This window comes from Flavobacterium sp. LHD-80 (assembly GCF_030929605.1).
In the GTDB taxonomy this organism is placed as follows: Bacteria; Bacteroidota; Bacteroidia; order Flavobacteriales; family Flavobacteriaceae; genus Flavobacterium.
Genome location: NZ_JAVFVS010000004.1, coordinates 567,545 through 586,069, shown reverse-complemented (window position 1 = coordinate 586,069; position 18,525 = coordinate 567,545). Strand labels below are relative to the sequence as shown.

The window sequence follows — 18,525 nt, the reverse complement described above, 5'->3', positions numbered from 1 at the left end:
TAACTTACTCATCAGTAGATTTTTTTAGCATAATGTTACATTAATTTTCTTTAAAATAATATTTAAAAAAACTACTTTTGCAGTCTGAAAATCATAACTACACAATGAGCACAACTAAAAAAATACAATCAGCACTAATTTCAGTTTTTTCGAAAGATGGATTAGAGCCAATCGTTAGAAAATTACACGAGCAAAACGTAACACTTTACTCGACTGGAGGAACTGAAGATTTCATTAAAAACCTTGGAATTCCAGTAGTTCCTGTTGAAGATATTACTTCTTTCCCAGAAATTCTTGGAGGAAGAGTAAAAACATTGCATCCGAAAATTTTTGGCGGAATTTTAAATCGTCAAGATAACGAGAGCGATGTACAGCAAATGAAAGAATTTGACATTCCTCAAATTGATTTGGTAATTGTTGATTTGTATCCTTTTGAAAAAACAGTTGCTTCAGGTGCAAGCGAGCAAGATATCATCGAAAAAATTGATATCGGCGGAATTTCATTAATCCGCGCAGGCGCAAAAAACTTCAAAGACACTGTAATTGTTGCTTCGGTTAACGAATACAGCCTTTTATTAGATTTGATTACAGAGCAAAATGGTTCTACAACTCTTGAAAACAGAAGATTGTTAGCTACAAAAGCATTCCACGTTTCTTCTCACTATGATGGAGCTATTTTTAATTATTTCAACACAGACGAGACTATTTACAAAGAAAGCATTGCAAACGGTCAAGTTTTAAGATACGGTGAAAATCCTCACCAAAAAGGTTTCTTCTTCGGAGATTTTGATGCTATGTTCAACAAAATTCACGGAAAAGAATTATCATACAACAATTTATTAGATGTTGATGCAGCTGTAAATTTAATTGCTGAATTTAAAACTGACGGTCCAACATTCGCTATTTTAAAACACAACAACGCTTGTGGTTTAGCTTCAAGAAAAACAATTAGCGAAGCTTATTTAGCGGCTTTAGCTTGTGATCCTACTTCAGCTTTTGGCGGAGTGTTAATTTCTAATACTAAAATTGATTTAGAAACAGCTCAAGAAATCAACAAATTATTCTGCGAGGTTGTAATCGCTCCAGCTTATGACGATGAAGCAGTTACAGTTCTACAAGAGAAGAAAAACAGAATTATTTTAATTCAAAATGAAGTTGAATTACCAAATCGTCAAGTAAGAACTTGTCTTAATGGTTTGTTAATTCAGGACAGAAATAATATTACGGATAATAAAGAGCATTTAAAAACCGTTACAATAACAGAACCTACTGCTCAAGAGATCGAAGATTTGATCTTTGCTTCTAAAATCTGCAAGAACACAAAATCAAACACAATTGTATTTGCAAAAAACGGAACATTGATTTCATCAGGTACAGGTCAAACATCAAGAGTTGATGCATTAATGCAAGCTGTTGACAAAGCGAAAGCATTTGGATTTGATTTAACTGGAGCTTCGATGGCAAGTGACGCATTTTTCCCTTTCCCGGACTGTGTAGAATTAGCTAAAAAAGCAGGAATAACTGCTGTAATTCAGCCAGGAGGTTCGATAAAAGACGAATTAAGTATAAATTATTGCAACGAAAATAATCTTGCAATGGTATTTACAGGAACACGTCATTTTAAACATTAATTTGTTTAACTTTGTTCGATAAATAATTTATAACATTTTAAACCCCTAAAAAACTTATGGGATTTTTTGATTTCATGACTGAGGATATTGCAATAGACCTTGGTACCGCAAACACTTTAATCATTCATAATGATAAAGTTGTTATTGACAGCCCCTCTATCGTAGCACGCGACAGAGTATCAGGCAAAATCATCGCCGTTGGTAAAGAAGCCAATATGATGCAAGGTAAAACGCATGAAAACATCAAGACCATAAGGCCACTGAAAGATGGAGTAATTGCTGATTTTGATGCTTCGGAAAAAATGATCAACATGTTCATTAAAAGTATTCCTGCATTGAAAAAAAGAATGTTTACGCCAGCTTTACGAATGGTAGTATGTATTCCGTCTGGAATTACTGAGGTTGAGATGCGTGCAGTAAAAGAATCTTGTGAAAGAGTAAACGGAAAAGAAGTTTATTTGATTCATGAGCCAATGGCAGCAGCTATTGGTATTGGTATCGATATCATGCAACCAAAAGGAAACATGATTGTTGATATTGGAGGTGGTACAACTGAAATCGCTGTAATTGCATTAGGCGGAATTGTATGTGATAAATCTGTAAAAATTGCAGGTGACGTTTTCACAAATGATATCGTTTATTACATGCGTACACAGCACAACTTATTTGTTGGAGAAAGTACTGCTGAAAAAATAAAAATTCAAATTGGAGCAGCTATCGAAGATTTAGATGGTCCGCCAGAAGATATGTCAGTTCAAGGTAGAGATTTGCTTACAGGAAAACCAAAGCAAGTTGATGTTTCTTACCGTGAGATTGCAAAAGCATTAGATAAATCAATTCAGCGTATTGAAGATGCAGTAATGGAAACATTATCTCAAACTCCTCCAGAATTAGCTGCCGATATTTACAATACAGGTATCTATTTAGCTGGTGGTGGATCGATGTTGAGAGGTCTTGACAAACGTATTTCTCAAAAAACAGATTTACCTGTTTATATTGCTGAAGATCCATTAAGAGCTGTAGTTCGCGGTACTGGAATGGCACTAAAAAACATTGCAAAATTTAAAAGTATCTTAATCAAATAAGATTCGAAAAACAACAATCAATATACTTTTATTAGGGTCAAATTTCTACTGTTTGACCCTGGTAAATTTTGAAACCTTAAGCATATCCTGAAACAAAATAACCAGACAAGAAATGCAGCAAATTTTTAATTTCATTATAAGAAACAGTAATCGGTTACTGTTTTTGCTGCTTTTAGGTATTTCGTTGACGCTCACAATTCAATCACATTCTTACCACAGAAGCAGAGTAATCAGTTCAGCTAACTTTTTGAGCGGAGGTGTTTATGAAAGAATTAATCGTATAGACGAATATTTGAATTTAAGAGCTCAAAATGATGAACTTGTACTTGAAAATGCAAGATTAAAAAGTCTTTTATTCAACAAAGAAGACACCACAAAATTACCTTTGCCTGATACAATTAAAGGAGTAAAACCTGCTGACATCATTGTATCAAAAGTGATTCATAACACATACAACACACACGAAAACTTTCTTACTTTAAATTCTGGAGCCAATGAAGGTGTAAAACCAGATATGGGAGTAATAAACAGCTTAGGAATTGTTGGGGTAATTGACAACACTTCACCACGATATTCTACTGTAGTGAGTATCTTAAACATGAAATCACAAATCAACGCCAAACTTAAAAAGTCAAATCATTTTGGCTCTTTAACATGGGACGGAAAGAGTACTGGTTTTGTACAGCTGAAAGATGTTCCGAGATTAGCTTCGGTTAGAAAAGGTGACACTATTGTAACTGGAGGACAATCTGTAATTTTCCCTGAAGGAATCAATATTGGAACCGTTGAAACAGTTTACAAAGAAGAACAGACCAGTTTTTATGTTATAAAAGTTAAGTTATTTAACGATATGACAAATCTTGGACACGTTTATATTATCAAAAGTAAAGACAGAGAAGAACTTATTAATTTAGAAAAAAAGGAAAAAGATGAATAGCGCATTGTTAGTCAATATTTTTCGATTTATTATGTTACTGACAATTCAGATTGTTATTTTCAACAATATGAATTTTTTAGGATACATAAGTCCTTTTCCGTATATTCTTTATATCATTCTTTATCCTGTAAACAGTAATAAATCAGGATTGATTCTTTCAAGCTTTTTACTTGGATTAACAATGGATATGTTTTGCAATTCGGGAGGAATTCATGCGACATCGTGTGTAATTTTAGCATATTACAGACCTTATATTTTTAAGTTTTCATTTGGACTGAGTTACGAATATCAAACCATTAAACTAAACGAATCTTTAACGCCTGAACGGTTTTCATTTATATTAGTTTCTGTTTTGTTGCATCATATCATATTGTTTGTTCTCGAAGCATTTCAATTTAAATTCATTTGGGATATTTTGCTTCGAACATTGTTCAGCTCGATTTTTACAATAATAACTTCAATCATAATAATTTACCTTATTAAGCCCAATAAACGATGAGAAAAGTGCTGTTGCCCGCTTTAATTATTATCGCAGGATCTTTACTGTTGATCAGGGTATTTTATTTGCAAATTGTTGACGATTCATTTAAGCTAAAATCAGAAAACAACGCGATAAAAAAACAGTACGACTATCCTGAGAGAGGTTATATTTATGATAGATATGGCAAATTATTAGTAGCCAATCAGGCTTCTTATGATATCATGGTAATACCACGTGAAATTAAAGAAGATTTGAATGTTACTGAATTCTGTGCTTTACTTAATATCACAAAAGAAGAATACGACAAAAGAATTGCGAAGGCTAAAGTTTACAGCCCACGTCTTCCTTCTGTATTTTTAGCACAATTAAACAAAACTGAATTTGCTGCTTTTCAAGAAAAAATCAGAAAATTTGAAGGCTTTTATTTCCAAAAAAGATCGCTTCGTGATTACGAAGTTGATTATGGTGCTAATATTTTTGGATTCATAACTCAGGTAACTGAAAAATTAATTGCTAAAAATCCATACTACAATAGCGGAGATTTAATTGGACAACAAGGTGTTGAACAAAGTTACGAAGAAGTTTTGCGCGGTATAAAAGGTGTAAAATACATTCAGAAAGACAAATACAATAGAGAAATTGGCTCCTATAAAGACGGGAAATACGACACGATTGCTGTTGCCGGAGAAGATATTAATTTAACTATTGATGGTGAACTTCAAAAGTATGGCCAAGAGTTAATGATCAATAAAAGAGGTGGAATTGTTGCTATTGAACCTAAAACCGGTGAAATTTTAGCACTTGTTACCGCTCCATCTTTCGATCCTGGAATTTTAGTTGGAAGACAAAAATCTAAAAATTATACACTTTTATACCATGATTCGATTGCAAAACCTTTATATGATAGAGGATTGCTAGCAGAATATCCTCCTGGATCGCCTTTTAAATTATTGACTGGTTTAGTAGCACTTCAAGAAGGCGTAATCGATGAAAACACTTTCACTGTTACATGTCATCACGGTTTTAGCTATGCTCGTGGCCGTTTTATGAGATGTCACTGCAGCGGAGGACAATTGCAATTGCACAGAGGTATTTATCAATCATGCAATACTTATTTTGCAACCGCATACATGAGAACCATTAACAAGTATACAAAGCCAAGCGCTGCTGTAGATGTTTGGAGCTCTCATCTTAAAAGTTTTGGATTAGGTGAGTTTATGGGCTATGATCTCCCAACTGGAAAAAGAGGAAAAATTCCGACTTCCAAAACCTATAAGCGCATGTATCCTAACGGAGGATGGAGAAGTACTGCTATTGTTTCTAACGCAATTGGTCAGGGAGAAGTTGTAATGACTCCTATCCAGCTTGCCAACATGATGGCAACGATAGCTAATCAGGGGTATTATTACACACCTCATATCATCAAAAAAATTGAAGGAAAAACTATTGATAAAAAGTTCACAACTAAGCACACTACAACTATCGACCAAAAATATTTCCCTCCAATTATAAGCGGACTGTTTGATGTGTACAACATGGGTACAGCTAGCAGATTAAGAGTGGAAGGAATTGATATTTGCGGTAAAACAGGAACTGCGGAAAACTTTGCCAAAATTGGAGGAAAAAGAGTCCAACTTGAAGACCACTCTATTTTTGTTGCTTTTGCTCCAAAAGACAATCCTAAAATTGCTATTGCGATTATGATTGAAAATGGAGGTTTTGGTGCAAGTGTTGCCGGACCGATTGCGAGTTTGATGATTGAAAAATATCTACGAAAAAAAATCACAAGAACGGATTTAGAAACAAGAGTATTAAATAAAAGTTTAGCCTCTGAATATGCTAAACTCGGAGGAATGAGTGAAGCTGGTAAAATTGAATCTGTTCCGAAAGATTCTGTTTTGCAAGCTAAAATTGTAAAACCAAAAGTACCAGCTGCAACGACAACAAAAACAGAAGTCAAAAAAACAGCGGTAGATACCACTAAGAAAAACTAACAAAGGATTATTTCAGATGAAAAATCAAAGTGTAAAAAATAATATTGACTGGATAAGTGTTTTTATCTATACCACGTTAGTAATATTAGGGTGGCTAAACATCTATTCTTCTTCATTATTATCTACAGAAGGCACTTATCAAAAACAATTAATTTTTATTGGATGTACTATTCCTTTAATATTTGTTGTGCTTTTTGTTGATGGAAAATTTTACGAGAAATATGCCAGTATTATTTTTGGTGTATCGTTATTATCACTTGCTGGTTTGTTTCTTTTCGGAAAAACCATTGCTGGTCAAAGATGTTGGTATGCAATTGGAAGTTTTACTTTACAACCTTCTGAGTTTGCCAAAGCCGCTACATCATTAGCATTAGCAAAATATTTAAGTGACACTCAAATCAATCTCAAGGAAGTAAACAGGCAAGTTCAGGCACTAGCTATTGTATTTTTACCGGTTATTCTTATTTTACCTCAGCCGGACCCGGGAAGCGCCTTAATCTATAGTATTTTCATCATCGTATTGTACCGCGAAGGATTGCCATCATGGTACGTGTGGACTGGATTCATAACAATTCTGTTATTTGTACTCACACTGGTTTTAGAACCGTACGTTGTAATCTTGATTGCAGTAGTTGTATTGGCAATAATCCATTTTAAAGGCCGGGTTGTAGACCGAAATTTACTTATGAGCGCCATATTTCTCGCCATTATTTCTGCTTTTGTTTTCTCTGTAGATTATGTTTTTGATCATGTTTTCAAACAACACCACAGAGACCGTTTTAATATTTTACTTGGTAAAACAGTTGATATGAAAGGTATTGGTTATAATACTAACCAATCTGAAATTGCAATTGGATCTGGTGGATGGCTTGGAAAAGGCTTTTTACAAGGAACTCAAACAAAAGGAGGATTTGTACCCGAACAACATACGGATTATATTTTTACAACCGTTGGTGAAGAATGGGGATTTGTAGGCTCACTGGTTGTTATTGCACTTTTTGTTGGTTTATTTTTAAGAGTAATTTATCTAGCAGAAAGACAAAAAACTAAATTTAGCCGCGTTTACGGTTACTGCGTTGCCGGAATCTTATTCATTCACTTTTTTGTGAATATTGCCATGGTTATTGGTATTTTCCCAACTATTGGAGTTCCATTGCCGTTCTTTTCGTATGGAGGTTCCGGACTCTGGGGCTTTACCATTTTGCTGTTTATCTTCTTAAAAATGGATGCTAATAAGGTTAATGAATGGTAGGTCTGAAAATTGTTAATTGTTAATTGTTAATTGTTAATTGTTAATTGTTAATTGTTAATTGTTAATTGTTAATTGTTAATTGTTAATTGTTAATTGTTATTACAATTTTTAAAAATTTCTCTGGAATTTATTTCTTTAACAAAAACATAAAAGAAAACATCTATTAACACTTATATGTAGATATAGCCTGCGGTTTAAACCACAGGAACACAGGAATATTACGTCCATGCGGTTGAAACCGCAAGCTATATATTATAATCTAAAAAACACACTTTCCTTTATAAAGGATATAAAAAAAGTCCGAAGCTTTAAAACTTCGGACTTTTTTATGTTTATATTTTTTCCTGATGGCTTGTTCTCTTTTTGATAAGCTTTAAGAAAACCGGGAATGTTGATAGTACAATTATTCCTATTACGATAACTTCTATATGCTCTTTCAAATCTATTCCTTGTTCTAAAAACACTCCGTATAAATAATGTCCTGAAAAGATCAATATAAAAGACCATAAAAAAGAACTTAATACATTATAGAACATAAATTTCTTTTTATCCATTGAAACTATTCCTGCGATAATTGGCGCGAAGGTTCTAAAGATTGGAAGAAAACGAGCGTAAATAATTGCTTTTCCGCCATATTTTTCAAAAAAATCTTTTGACTGCAACAAGTATTTTTTCTTGAACCAAAATGTATCTTCTTTTTTAAATAGATAATAACCGCTTTTAGCTCCAAACCAATATCCAGTCATATTTCCTAAAACTCCCATTATTGCAACAAGAGTCGAAAGTATAAAAACGTTTATAAAATCACTCGGAATATAAACCACATTTTGAATCAGATCACGGCTGTAAATCCCTGATAAAAAAAGCAAACTGTCTCCAGGAAGAAAAAAACCAGCAAAAAGTCCGGTTTCAGCAAAAACAATAAACAGCACAATGTATAAACCAATTTGAAAACCGCCGATACTTAAAGTGATATAAAATTCAGGGTTGACTAATTGTGTCCAATCAAAATTATTCATAAAAATGGTTTGGTTATACTTAATTTAAGTTCGTGAAAGTAACAATAATTTAGTAGAGCCACAATAAAATACGGTATTTTAAAGATAAATTAACTATTAAAAAAGCCCCAGTAATAAACTTGGGGCTCCTAATATTATTATTCTCTTACATACTTGCAACAGCTGTGCAAATTATCATAATCCGTTTGCGTTGCTTTCACGTCTTTGGTATCGTGACCAACTTTAGCAATCGCATTGTTTAAATCTGCTGGAGATGATTTTTCTTCGTTTAAAATTACCGCAAGCTGATGCGAAGCCACGTCCCAAGTTGCCGTTTTTACACCCGGAACACTAAAAGCAGCTTTTTCAATACGTTTCTTACATTGCTCACAATTTCCGTTAACTTCTGTAGTATATTTTAGATTCTTATTTTTCTTAGTTTGAGCTTGCACCGAAAATCCTAAAAAACTAATTACGGCTATTAAAATTATTCTTTTCATCTTATTTAATATTAAAATTTGAAATTATTATTGTTATTGAATTTTGCAATTGCTATTGCAGTATTATTTTATTTTAAATCGTAGACCTGCGTAATACATTTGTCCAAAAATTGGCGCGTAAGCTACTGAAGCATCAAAATTTGGTCCAAAAGGATCATCTGCTCCTAAAATTGCTTTTTGCTGTTTGTAATTTCCAATGTTTTCCCCTCCAATATACACTTCAAAAACAGGAGAAAAAACTCTTGTCACCTGCGCATTCATCACAGCGAAAGAAGGCGAAAAATCAGGAAACTGATCTTCTGGCGGATTTGAAGCGGTATAAGGCAACTGCTGTTTTCCTGTCCAGTTAAAAGTATAATCAAATTTCCATTGTTTCCCATCATCTGAGGCTGTTGTTTCATATTCCAGATTTCCTAAAAAGCGATGTTTTGCCTGAAGCGGACGTTGAAAAGTTCCTCTTAAATAATCGGTCTGGATATCATAATATTTATAAGCTGTTCTTAAATTCAAGTTATGAACTAACTCATAATTAAATTCGGCCTGAAAACTATTGGCAAACGAACTTCCTTTTAAATTATAGAATAAAACTTCCTGCGGACTTTGCATTAGATCGACAACGGCTTGATTTTGAAAATCGGTTCTGTAGAAATCAAAACCAGCTTCGGCATTTTTATTAAAAAGTCTGAATTTTTGCGAAAAACTGATACCGTAATTCCATGCAATTTCAGGATTTAAACCATAAATTTTTCCGCTATTGTCTAAAATCGAAAAGTTTCTTGAACTTGCAAAAAGTTGTTGATTTTCGGCGAAAATATTAGCAGAACGTTTTCCTCTTCCAGCAGAAAAACGAAGAACGCCATTTTTCCACGGATTATATCGCATGTGCAAACGAGGCGTTACGAAAAAACCTAATCTATTATGATTGTCGACTCTTCCTCCCAAAATCAAACTGAAATTATCTGTATTATCATAAGTGTATTCAAAAAATGCACCAACCGAATTATCAATTCGGCTGTAATCATTTACATTCACAAACTCCTGATACTGATCGTAAGTAAAATTTAATCCCGTTGTAAATTTATGCATAGTATTGTTGATAATCGAATTGAAAATCAAATTCGAATAAAAACTATTCTGCTTTATATCATATAAATTCAAACCGAAATAAGAGTTTTGATTATGGCTGTTAAAAGCATTTTGAAAACCAATACTTTGATAAGGCATATCTTTAAAAACATAGCCAATTTTAGTTGACACATCAAAACGCTCTGTATTGATTTCAGAACCCCAATGATTTGTTGTGCCACGATCAATATCTTTATCAAAATCAACTTCACCAGTTTGCTTTTTATCATTCATATATCTGAAATTGATAAAACTAACTAAGCCACTTTCCGGATCGTAATATTGATATCGATTTAAAATATTGATTTGTTTTCCTAATGGATTGTCTAAAAAACCGTCATTATTCATATCGTTTTTTGCGACACGAGTATTTCCGTGAACAAACAAACTTGTTGCCCATTTTTCAGATAATTTTTTATTGAAATGTGTATTCAATTCAAAACGAGCATCTGTAGAACCATAAGCATTTAAGAAAAACGGAATATCGCTCAAAGGCTTTAAAAGCTCCGTATTTATTTGTCCCGAAATGCTTTCATAACCGTTGATGACACTCCCCGCTCCTTTTGTAATTTGAACACTTTCGATCCATGTACCTGGCGTAAAAGACAATCCATAAGCCTGAGAAGCACCACGAACTGATGGAATATTTTCTTCGGTTATCATTAAATACGGACTGGTCAAACCTAACATTTTGATTTGTTTGGTTCCTGTTAATGCATCCGAAAAATTGACATCTATAGAAGGATTTGTTTCAAAACTTTCGGCCAAATTACAGCAGGCCGCCTTTAGCAGTTCTTTACTTGTAATTATCGATGTGTTGGATGTAAGTGTATAGGATTTTTTAATTCCTTTTTGCTTTTTGGTGACTTTAACTTCCTGCAAATCTTCTTGTGAAAAAGCAGTTACAGAAAATAAAACCATGCCCAAAAGCATTATATTTTTGTGCATATAAATGATTTTAATGTTATTAGAAAAAGCTGTTTTTATTGCTTTAAAAAAGACAAACAGCTGCAAACAAGCCACAAAGATTGGCTTGTTTCTAAACATTATAATCAGGAATAAAAAATATATTGATTGTATAATTTGAATAAGGGGGGCGCATTCGCATCAGAATAATACGAAATGATCTGATTGCTTTTAAAATTTGGAACCGATAAAAAAGCAATTGGCTTATATTCCTGAATTACAGCCGGAAAATCAAGCTGAAAAAAGAATATTTTGAAAGTAGCATTGTCCGATTTCTTTTCAAAATGAACTACTTTGTCTTTGCAACAAGATGATTTTTTTTCTTTTTCTCCACAACATTTCTTTTCTGGAGAAGCTTGCGCTGTAGTATTTAACGAAACAGAAGCAATTTCGCCTCCGCAATAATGCACATCAAATGCAAACCCAATGTTGGAAACCAACAAAAGGAAAGCTAGAAATAATCCTGTGCACTTTTTTAAATTCATATTGCAAAATTATCTAAAAAGACTGGAAAAAAGCTTTAATGATTTGTTATTTTTTTAAATTTTGACTTTGGTAATAAAATGCGGGAATAAACAGCAAAACAAATATGGGCTGAATTATGAAGCGACGGACATAAAAAAGAAGCCAATTTGCATTTGGAAAATAATTCAAAATCACAAAAAAAGCGATAAAAAGAATTACAAGAAAAAAAGCATATAAAAACGTACTGAACTTAATAATCTCAATATCTCGAAAAAGTACATAAATTAAAATCAAAGACAAAACTGTATTTAAAAAATACCGAAAAAAAAGCCCGAAAAATAGCTTAAGGCCATCAACTTCAGGATACGGCAGATTCTTAAAATCAATTTCAAAATAATCTAAAAAAGGATCATAAAAAAGACTTTTTTCTAATGTGCGAATAATACCAAAACATATCACAATACAAACTGCAAACAAAATTTTGTATTTATGTTCTATGATTTTACTTAGCATATTTCGAAAATTTGTTTACCCAAATAACCCATAAAACAAATACAAATCCGTAAATAATCAATGGAAAAAGAACACCATGCAGAAAATGCTCATACTGCGGATAATGAAAAAGCAAAATGGTTAAAAAAGCAATTCGAAGAATATTTAGGATATAAATAAAAAGTGCTCCAAATAAAATAAAAAGCAAAGTTGTTTTGAATTTTCCCGAAAAAGCAATTACAAACGAAATAAACAAAATTATAACACTGACCGCATTACAGCCTTCTATAATTCTTATTGTAAATTTATTATTGTACCAAACTTCCAAACAAGGCTCCGTTATGCTTTTTACAATTCGTATATCTGAATTAAAAAGATGCATTAAACTTTCTACGTTAGCACCTACAATTTTTGAAATCCCGTCAACTTCCAAAGAATCAAAACTGTTCAAATAAAATTTATAAACTATTGTGAGTAAAATATAAGCGGCGAAGAAAGTGCCTATAAAAATCAAGAAAGGTTTAAATTGTATTAAATATTTTTTCAACGGAATTTTTTTTCAAATTTATGTATTTTTTAAGTCAGGCTTTAAATACTTTTGTATAAAATTTATTTATCATGACTTTTCAAGAATTACAACCAAAAATAAGCGCTATTGTAGCTGATACAAAAACGGTTAGAGACGAAAAACTATTGGCAATCTGCCAACTGTTAAATGAAAATGTAGAATACTACAATTGGGTTGGTTTTTATTTTGCCAATCACGAAGCCAAAACACTTCATCTAGGGCCTTACGTTGGTGCAGAAACAGATCATACTGTTATTCCGTTTGGAAAAGGAATCTGCGGACAGGTAGCAGAAAGCAATGCTAATTTTGTTGTTCCCGATGTTGCTGCACAAGACAACTATATTGCCTGCAGTTTTACTGTAAAATCTGAGATCGTTGTACCACTTTTTGTTAATGGAGTAAATATTGGCCAAATCGATATTGACAGCCATGTTATTGATCCATTTACTGAAGCTGACGAAAGATTTTTAGAGTTTGTGAATGAAGAGGTTGCGAAATTATTCTAGAAGAACTATTTTTAGATAAAAATAGAACTGAATGAAAAGAAACATCTTCATTTTTCTGCTTCTGATAATTTCAGTTCATCTCTCTGCGCAAATCAATATGGTTTCAAAAAAAATCTTTTTAGATTCGCTGAACCAAGAATGCACTCCAGAAAACTATTCCTATACAAGAATAATCACAAACTATTCCCAAAAAAGTGTCCGTTATGTTATAACTGATTTTTATAAGAATGGAAGAAAGAAAATGACTGGAGCAACTTTAGACAAGGATATTCTAAAAAAAGATGGCGAATTTATTTGCTATTACAAAAATGGGGCAAAAGAGTCTGTTGTAAATTATTCGCAAGACCATAAAGAAGGTAAAGAAATCAATTGGTACGAAAACCAAAGCAAAAAATTTGAAAAACAGCATATCTGGAATCCAAAAACTAAAAGTGTTCAGACTTTAATTCTTAATTTCTGGACTAAAGAGGGAGAACAAACCGTAATTGACGGGAATGGAGAATATGAAGAAACGGAAGGATTTATAACTCAAAAAGGAGAAATCAAAAATGGATTGAAACAAGGTATTTGGCAAAAAAATAATTCCTCGACAAACTTTTCGACTACAGCTAATTATGACAAAGGAATTCTGATGTCAAAGTAGCGGAGATGAAAAACAATACAAAAACTTGTTATTACTTATTGAATGAGAAATTAAATGCTAAAAATTCAGCATTAAAGAAAATAGTATTGCTCATTAAATAGAATAACACTATTTTTACTACAAAAAAACAATGCGCAAAACCTTCTTTTATTTAATTTGCTTAATAATCTCACAGAATATTTTCGCACAAAAAGATTTTTCAAAAGCTGTTTATCTAGACTCAGCGTACAATGAAGCTTCAGTAGAAAACTATAAATACAAAAGAGTCATTGAAGACTACTACACAGACAAAACCTCATATAAAGTAGTTGTATTTTACAAATCTGGCGCTAAAAAATCGATAGGAACGACCTTAAACAAAGATATTCTTAAAGGCGATGGTACTTTTATTTCATATTATGAAAATGGTGTTAAAGAGTCAATTACAACTTATTCTGAGAATTGGAAAACTGGAAAAGAATACAAATGGTACGAAAATGGAAATCCAAAATTTGAAAAAGAAAATATTTTAGATATAAAAACTAAAACTCTAAAAACACTGCTCGTAAAATTCTGGAACAAGGACAACCAGCAAACCGTAATAGACGGCAACGGAGAATGTGACGATGTTGATAAAGACTATCAAGCAAAGGGGAAAATACAAAATGGACTAAAAGATGGCATCTGGCAAGGTACCGATCTAAAAAACAAAATTACCTACACTGAAAATTATAATCAAGGAGATTTGATTTCTGGTATCAGCACAGACGCAAACAACATAAAATATTCGTATTCAAAAGTATATGAAAAACCAATGCCAGAAATAGGAATGGATGATTTTTACAAAAGAATTGCGAAAAATTACAAAACTCCAACAGAAGCCTTTAAAAATAAAGTGGCAGGCAAAATTTATGTCACTTTTGTAGTCGATGAAATGGGAAACATAACAAAACCTGTAATTATAAAAGATTTAGGTTATGGAACTGGTGAAGAAGCATTAAGAACACTAAACACTTCAGGAAACTGGATTCCAGGAAAAATAAGGGGGATAAAAAGAGCTATTCTTTTTTCTCTGCCAATAACAATTAGAGGCAAATAATTTCTAAAAAAACAACTGTCTAGATCATTAAAACAGAATTTTCTACACCTCTATTTTAAGATTCTTTTATTTTTGTTTGATTTTTTTGTTTTTTTAATCTAATTTTGCACCCGTCTTACAAAAGTTGTATTGACATACATAAAAATCATTAAATAATATTGGAATGTATTTAACTAAAGAAAAGAAAGAAGAGATTTTCGCACAACACGGTGGTGCAACAAACACTGGAAGCGCAGAAGGTCAAATTGCATTGTTCACTTACAGAATTTCTCACTTAACTGAACACTTGAAAAAAAATCGTCACGATTACAACACTGAGCGTTCTCTTGTACTATTAGTAGGTAAAAGAAGAGCTTTGTTGGATTACTTGAAAAAGAAAGAGATCAACAGATATCGTGAGATTATCAAAGTATTGAATATCAGAAAATAATCAATATAGAAAAGAGGTGCGAAAGTGCCTCTTTTTGTTTTTACATTACAAGCATTTACAAGAAAAAAAGTTTGGTTTTTCATTGGGTTTTAGATAACAACAACTACACACAACAACAACTACAACACAACTAAAACCCATTGTATAATCAAAAAGGAAAAAATTTATGATTCCACAATTATTTGTAGAAAAGATCGATTTAGGTGATGGAAGAAGCATCACAATCGAGACAGGACGTTTAGCTAAACAAGCTGACGGTTCTGTAGTAGTTAGAATGGGCGACACTATGATTCTTGCAACAGCAGTTTCAGCTCGCACATCAAACCCAGGCGTTGATTTTTTACCATTAACGGTAGATTACCGCGAAAAATTCGCAGCAGCAGGTCGTTTCCCTGGAGGTTTCTTTAAAAGAGAAGCACGTCCAAGCGACAGCGAAGTATTGACAATGAGATTAGTTGACCGTGTATTGCGTCCGCTTTTCCCAGACGATTACCATGCTGAAACACAAGTTATGATTCAATTAATGTCTCATGACGAAGAAGTTATGCCAGATGCTTTAGCTGGTTTAGCTGCTTCTGCAGCATTAGCTGTTTCAGACATTCCATTTTACAACTTAATTTCTGAAGTTCGTGTTGCACGTATTGACGGAAAATTAGTGATCAACCCAAGCAGAGAAGAATTAGAAAAATCTGATATCGATATGATGATTGGAGCTTCTATGGATTCTGTTGCAATGGTTGAAGGTGAGATGAAAGAAATTTCAGAAGCTGAAATGATCGAAGCTATTAAATTTGCTCACGAAGCTATTAAGGTTCAAATTGAAGCTCAATACCGTTTACAAGCTGCTTTTGGTAAAAAAGAAATTCGTACTTACGAAGGTGAGAAAGAAAACGAAGAAATTTACAAAAAAGTAAAAGCCGCTGCATATGATAAAATTTATGCTATTGCAAAAGTTGGTTCAGCTAAACACGAAAGAGGCGCTGCATTTGCTGAAGTAAAAGAAGAAGTTAAAGCTTTATTTACTGAAGAAGAATTAGCTGCTGATGGTGATTTAGTTTCTAAATATTTCTACAAAACAAACAAAGAAGCTGTTCGTAATGTAGTATTAGAATTAGGAGTTCGTTTAGATGGTAGAAAAACTACAGACATCAGACCAATCTGGTGTGAAACTGATTATTTACCAAGAGTTCACGGTTCATCTTTATTTACACGTGGAGAAACTCAAGCTTTGGCAACTGTAACTTTAGGAACTTCTAGAGAAGCAAACCAAATCGATTCTCCATCTGAACAAGGTGAAGAGAAATTCTACTTACACTATAACTTCCCTCCTTTCTCAACTGGTGAAGCAAAACCACTAAGAGGAACTTCAAGAAGAGAAGTTGGTCACGGTAACTTAGCTCAAAGAGCATTGAAAAATATGATTCCTGCTGATTGTCCTTACACAATTCGTATTGTTTCTGAGGTTTTAGAATCTAACGGTTCTTCTTCTATGGCAACAGTTTGTGCTGGAACAATGGCTTTGATGGACGCTGGAGTTCAAATGGTAAAACCAGTTTCTGGGATTGCTATGGGATTGATTACTGACGGAGAGAAATTTGCTGTATTGTCTGATATCTTAGGAGATGAAGATCACTTAGGAGATATGGACTTTAAAGTAACTGGAACTGCTGACGGTATCACAGCTTGTCAAATGGACATCAAAATTGATGGTTTACGTTATGACATTATGGAGCAAGCTCTTGCACAAGCACGTGATGGACGTATGCATATTTTAGGAAAATTAACTGAAACTATTGCAACTCCAAGATCTGATGTAAAAGCACACGCACCAAAAATCATCACTAGAACTATTCCTGGAAACTTTATTGGAGCATTGATTGGACCTGGTGGAAAAGTAATTCAAGAATTACAAAAAGCTACTGGAACAACTATCGTGATCAACGAGGTTGACGAACAGGGTGTTATAGAAATTTTAGGTACAGATCCTGCTGGAATTGAAGCAGTATTAGCAAAAATTGCTTCTATCACTTTCAAACCACAATTAGGAGAAGCTTACGAAGTTAAAGTAATTAAAATGCTTGATTTTGGAGCTGTAGTTGAATATACTGCTGCGCCAGGAAATGAAGTATTGCTTCACGTATCTGAATTAGCTTGGGAACGTACTGAAAACGTTGCTGATGTAGTTAAAATGGGAGATGTTTTCCAAGTGAAATACTTAGGAGTTGATCCAAAAACTAAAAAAGAAAAAGTGTCTAAAAAAGCACTTGTTCCAAGACCTCCACGTGAGGAGAAAAAAGAGTAATCAGATCTTAGTTTACTAAAGGTTTATTCATAGCAAAAACCCCGTTTCATAATCATGAAACGGGGTTTTTCGATTTTCACACCTACTTTTCAACCTAAAAGCGTACGGTTAAAATACTTAACTACAACGTTTTCAGAAAACACATTATGTCCTAAATAATGTTGTTGGTTTAAAAAACGATGTTGTTGGTTTAATTTATTTTTAAAAAGAAGGTTATTAACATAGTTTTATATAGAAAATAACTACATAAAACAAAAATATTGATGAGAAAGGACATTGCAAGGTCAAGAATTAAAAAAATATTATTTAGTAATGTCTCTTTTAAATTGGAACTATATTGTAAAAACCTATCATTAAAAATCACAAATTGCTCAACAATAATTTTCATCCTACTATTACTTTCAATTAACAGTTTTTCTCAAACTAAAGAAAAAAAAGATGTTTCTAATTATTTAGACAAAACAATTGGCGAAGAAATTTTAAACATAAATAATGGCAAAATCCATATTGATTCCTATAATTTAAAAAATAGCCACAACTATTATTTAAATAAAAACTTTGTCAACGGATCTGTTTTTTATGATAATCAATTATATGAAAACATCCAGATAAAGTATGACACCTACAAAGACGAACTTGTTAAATCATTCGAAAACAATAATACATTCGGCATAACGCTCATAAATGAAAAAGTAGATTATTTTTTTATTGAGGACAAAAGATTTGTCAATATTGACACTAAATATAAATATCCGAAAACCATCACTGGTTTTTTTGAAGAAAAATATTTAGGCAAAAATCTCTCCCTATATATTAAGCACATTAAAACTGCCAAAGAAACTATTATTGAAACTAGTTTGTATACAGAATTCAAAGAGTATAGCGATTACCAACTTCTTTATAATTCAAAATTTATAGCTGTAAATACACAAAAAGAAATTTTAGTCACATTTCCTCAACTAAAAAAAGAAATAAAAGAGTATTACAAAAAAAATAAAATTCTGGAAGAGACAAATCCATACCAGTTTAAAGCAGATTTGATAAAATTTATTGACAGCAATTTATAAGCTCT

General features: G+C 32.6%; 18 protein-coding genes. 12 read left to right on the top strand and 6 right to left on the bottom strand.

Annotated elements, in window-relative coordinates; translation table 11 throughout:
* Nucleotides 1-104: 104 nt before the first annotated feature.
* The 6 genes from purH (at nt 105) to rodA (ending at nt 7,380) form a co-directional block, all read left to right on the top strand.
* Nucleotides 105-1,631 (top strand): bifunctional phosphoribosylaminoimidazolecarboxamide formyltransferase/IMP cyclohydrolase, encoded by a 1,527-nt coding sequence (gene purH / locus RB619_RS07110; RefSeq protein WP_308095788.1) that lies wholly within the window; start codon nt 105-107, stop codon nt 1,629-1,631.
* 56 nt (nt 1,632-1,687) lie between these two features.
* On the top strand, nt 1,688-2,716 hold the full coding sequence (locus tag RB619_RS07105; protein ID WP_008466528.1) for a rod shape-determining protein: 1,029 nt from the start codon (nt 1,688-1,690) through the stop codon (nt 2,714-2,716).
* A gap of 112 nt (nt 2,717-2,828) precedes the next feature.
* Nucleotides 2,829-3,653 (top strand): rod shape-determining protein MreC, encoded by an 825-nt coding sequence (gene mreC / locus RB619_RS07100; protein ID WP_308095786.1) that lies wholly within the window; start codon nt 2,829-2,831, stop codon nt 3,651-3,653.
* A complete protein-coding gene (locus tag RB619_RS07095; protein WP_308095784.1) occupies nt 3,646-4,152 on the top strand; it encodes a rod shape-determining protein MreD in 507 nt (168 codons plus the stop codon). The genes mreC and RB619_RS07095 overlap by 8 nt, the downstream gene beginning before the upstream one ends.
* Nucleotides 4,149-6,128, top strand: a complete 1,980-nt coding sequence (gene mrdA, locus RB619_RS07090; RefSeq protein WP_308095782.1) for a penicillin-binding protein 2 — start codon at nt 4,149-4,151, stop codon at nt 6,126-6,128. The genes RB619_RS07095 and mrdA overlap by 4 nt, the downstream gene beginning before the upstream one ends.
* 16 nt (nt 6,129-6,144) lie before the next feature.
* On the top strand, nt 6,145-7,380 hold the full coding sequence (gene rodA, locus RB619_RS07085; RefSeq protein ID WP_308095780.1) for a rod shape-determining protein RodA: 1,236 nt from the start codon (nt 6,145-6,147) through the stop codon (nt 7,378-7,380).
* 332 nt (nt 7,381-7,712) lie between these two features.
* Here rodA and RB619_RS07080 read toward each other — a convergent pair whose 3' ends face one another.
* The 6 genes from RB619_RS07080 to xrtF form a co-directional block, all read right to left on the bottom strand.
* Nucleotides 7,713-8,399 carry a VTT domain-containing protein gene (locus RB619_RS07080; RefSeq protein ID WP_308095778.1) on the bottom strand — a complete coding sequence of 229 codons (687 nt, stop codon included), beginning with the start codon at nt 8,397-8,399 and terminating at the stop codon, nt 7,713-7,715.
* Nucleotides 8,400-8,536: 137 nt separating this feature from the next.
* Nucleotides 8,537-8,878: a heavy-metal-associated domain-containing protein gene (locus RB619_RS07075; protein ID WP_308095775.1), complete on the bottom strand. Its 342-nt coding sequence runs from the start codon at nt 8,876-8,878 to the stop codon at nt 8,537-8,539.
* Between the two features lie 63 nt (nt 8,879-8,941).
* The gene (locus tag RB619_RS07070) at nt 8,942-10,951 is read right to left on the bottom strand and encodes a TonB-dependent receptor domain-containing protein (RefSeq protein ID WP_308095773.1); all 2,010 of its coding nucleotides are present in this window, start codon (nt 10,949-10,951) and stop codon (nt 8,942-8,944) included.
* Between the two features lie 104 nt (nt 10,952-11,055).
* Nucleotides 11,056-11,454, bottom strand: coding sequence for a hypothetical protein (locus tag RB619_RS07065; RefSeq protein WP_308095771.1), 399 nt, complete (start codon nt 11,452-11,454; stop codon nt 11,056-11,058).
* 46 nt (nt 11,455-11,500) lie between these two features.
* Complete coding sequence (locus tag RB619_RS07060; protein ID WP_308095770.1) at nt 11,501-11,947, bottom strand: exosortase F system-associated protein; 447 nt, start codon at nt 11,945-11,947, stop codon at nt 11,501-11,503.
* Nucleotides 11,937-12,473 carry an exosortase family protein XrtF gene (xrtF, locus tag RB619_RS07055; RefSeq protein WP_308095769.1) on the bottom strand — a complete coding sequence of 179 codons (537 nt, stop codon included), beginning with the start codon at nt 12,471-12,473 and terminating at the stop codon, nt 11,937-11,939. The genes RB619_RS07060 and xrtF overlap by 11 nt, the downstream gene beginning before the upstream one ends.
* A 71-nt stretch (nt 12,474-12,544) precedes the next feature.
* Here xrtF and RB619_RS07050 point away from each other — a divergent pair, with 71 nt between their 5' ends.
* The 6 genes from RB619_RS07050 (at nt 12,545) to RB619_RS07025 (ending at nt 18,520) form a co-directional block, all read left to right on the top strand.
* Entirely contained in the window at nt 12,545-13,000 is a 456-nt protein-coding gene (locus tag RB619_RS07050; protein WP_308095768.1) for a GAF domain-containing protein, read from the top strand.
* Nucleotides 13,001-13,031: 31 nt separating this feature from the next.
* Nucleotides 13,032-13,643, top strand: a complete 612-nt coding sequence (locus RB619_RS07045) for a hypothetical protein (RefSeq protein ID WP_308095767.1) — start codon at nt 13,032-13,034, stop codon at nt 13,641-13,643.
* A gap of 130 nt (nt 13,644-13,773) precedes the next feature.
* Nucleotides 13,774-14,721, top strand: a complete 948-nt coding sequence (locus RB619_RS07040) for an energy transducer TonB (RefSeq protein WP_308095766.1) — start codon at nt 13,774-13,776, stop codon at nt 14,719-14,721.
* Nucleotides 14,722-14,884: 163 nt separating this feature from the next.
* Nucleotides 14,885-15,151, top strand: coding sequence for a 30S ribosomal protein S15 (gene rpsO, locus RB619_RS07035; RefSeq protein WP_007804772.1), 267 nt, complete (start codon nt 14,885-14,887; stop codon nt 15,149-15,151).
* A 166-nt stretch (nt 15,152-15,317) separates the two neighbouring features.
* Complete coding sequence (locus RB619_RS07030; protein WP_308095765.1) at nt 15,318-17,453, top strand: polyribonucleotide nucleotidyltransferase; 2,136 nt, start codon at nt 15,318-15,320, stop codon at nt 17,451-17,453.
* 263 nt (nt 17,454-17,716) lie between these two features.
* Nucleotides 17,717-18,520 carry a hypothetical protein gene (locus RB619_RS07025; RefSeq protein WP_308095764.1) on the top strand — a complete coding sequence of 268 codons (804 nt, stop codon included), beginning with the start codon at nt 17,717-17,719 and terminating at the stop codon, nt 18,518-18,520.
* Nucleotides 18,521-18,525 lie beyond the last annotated feature (5 nt).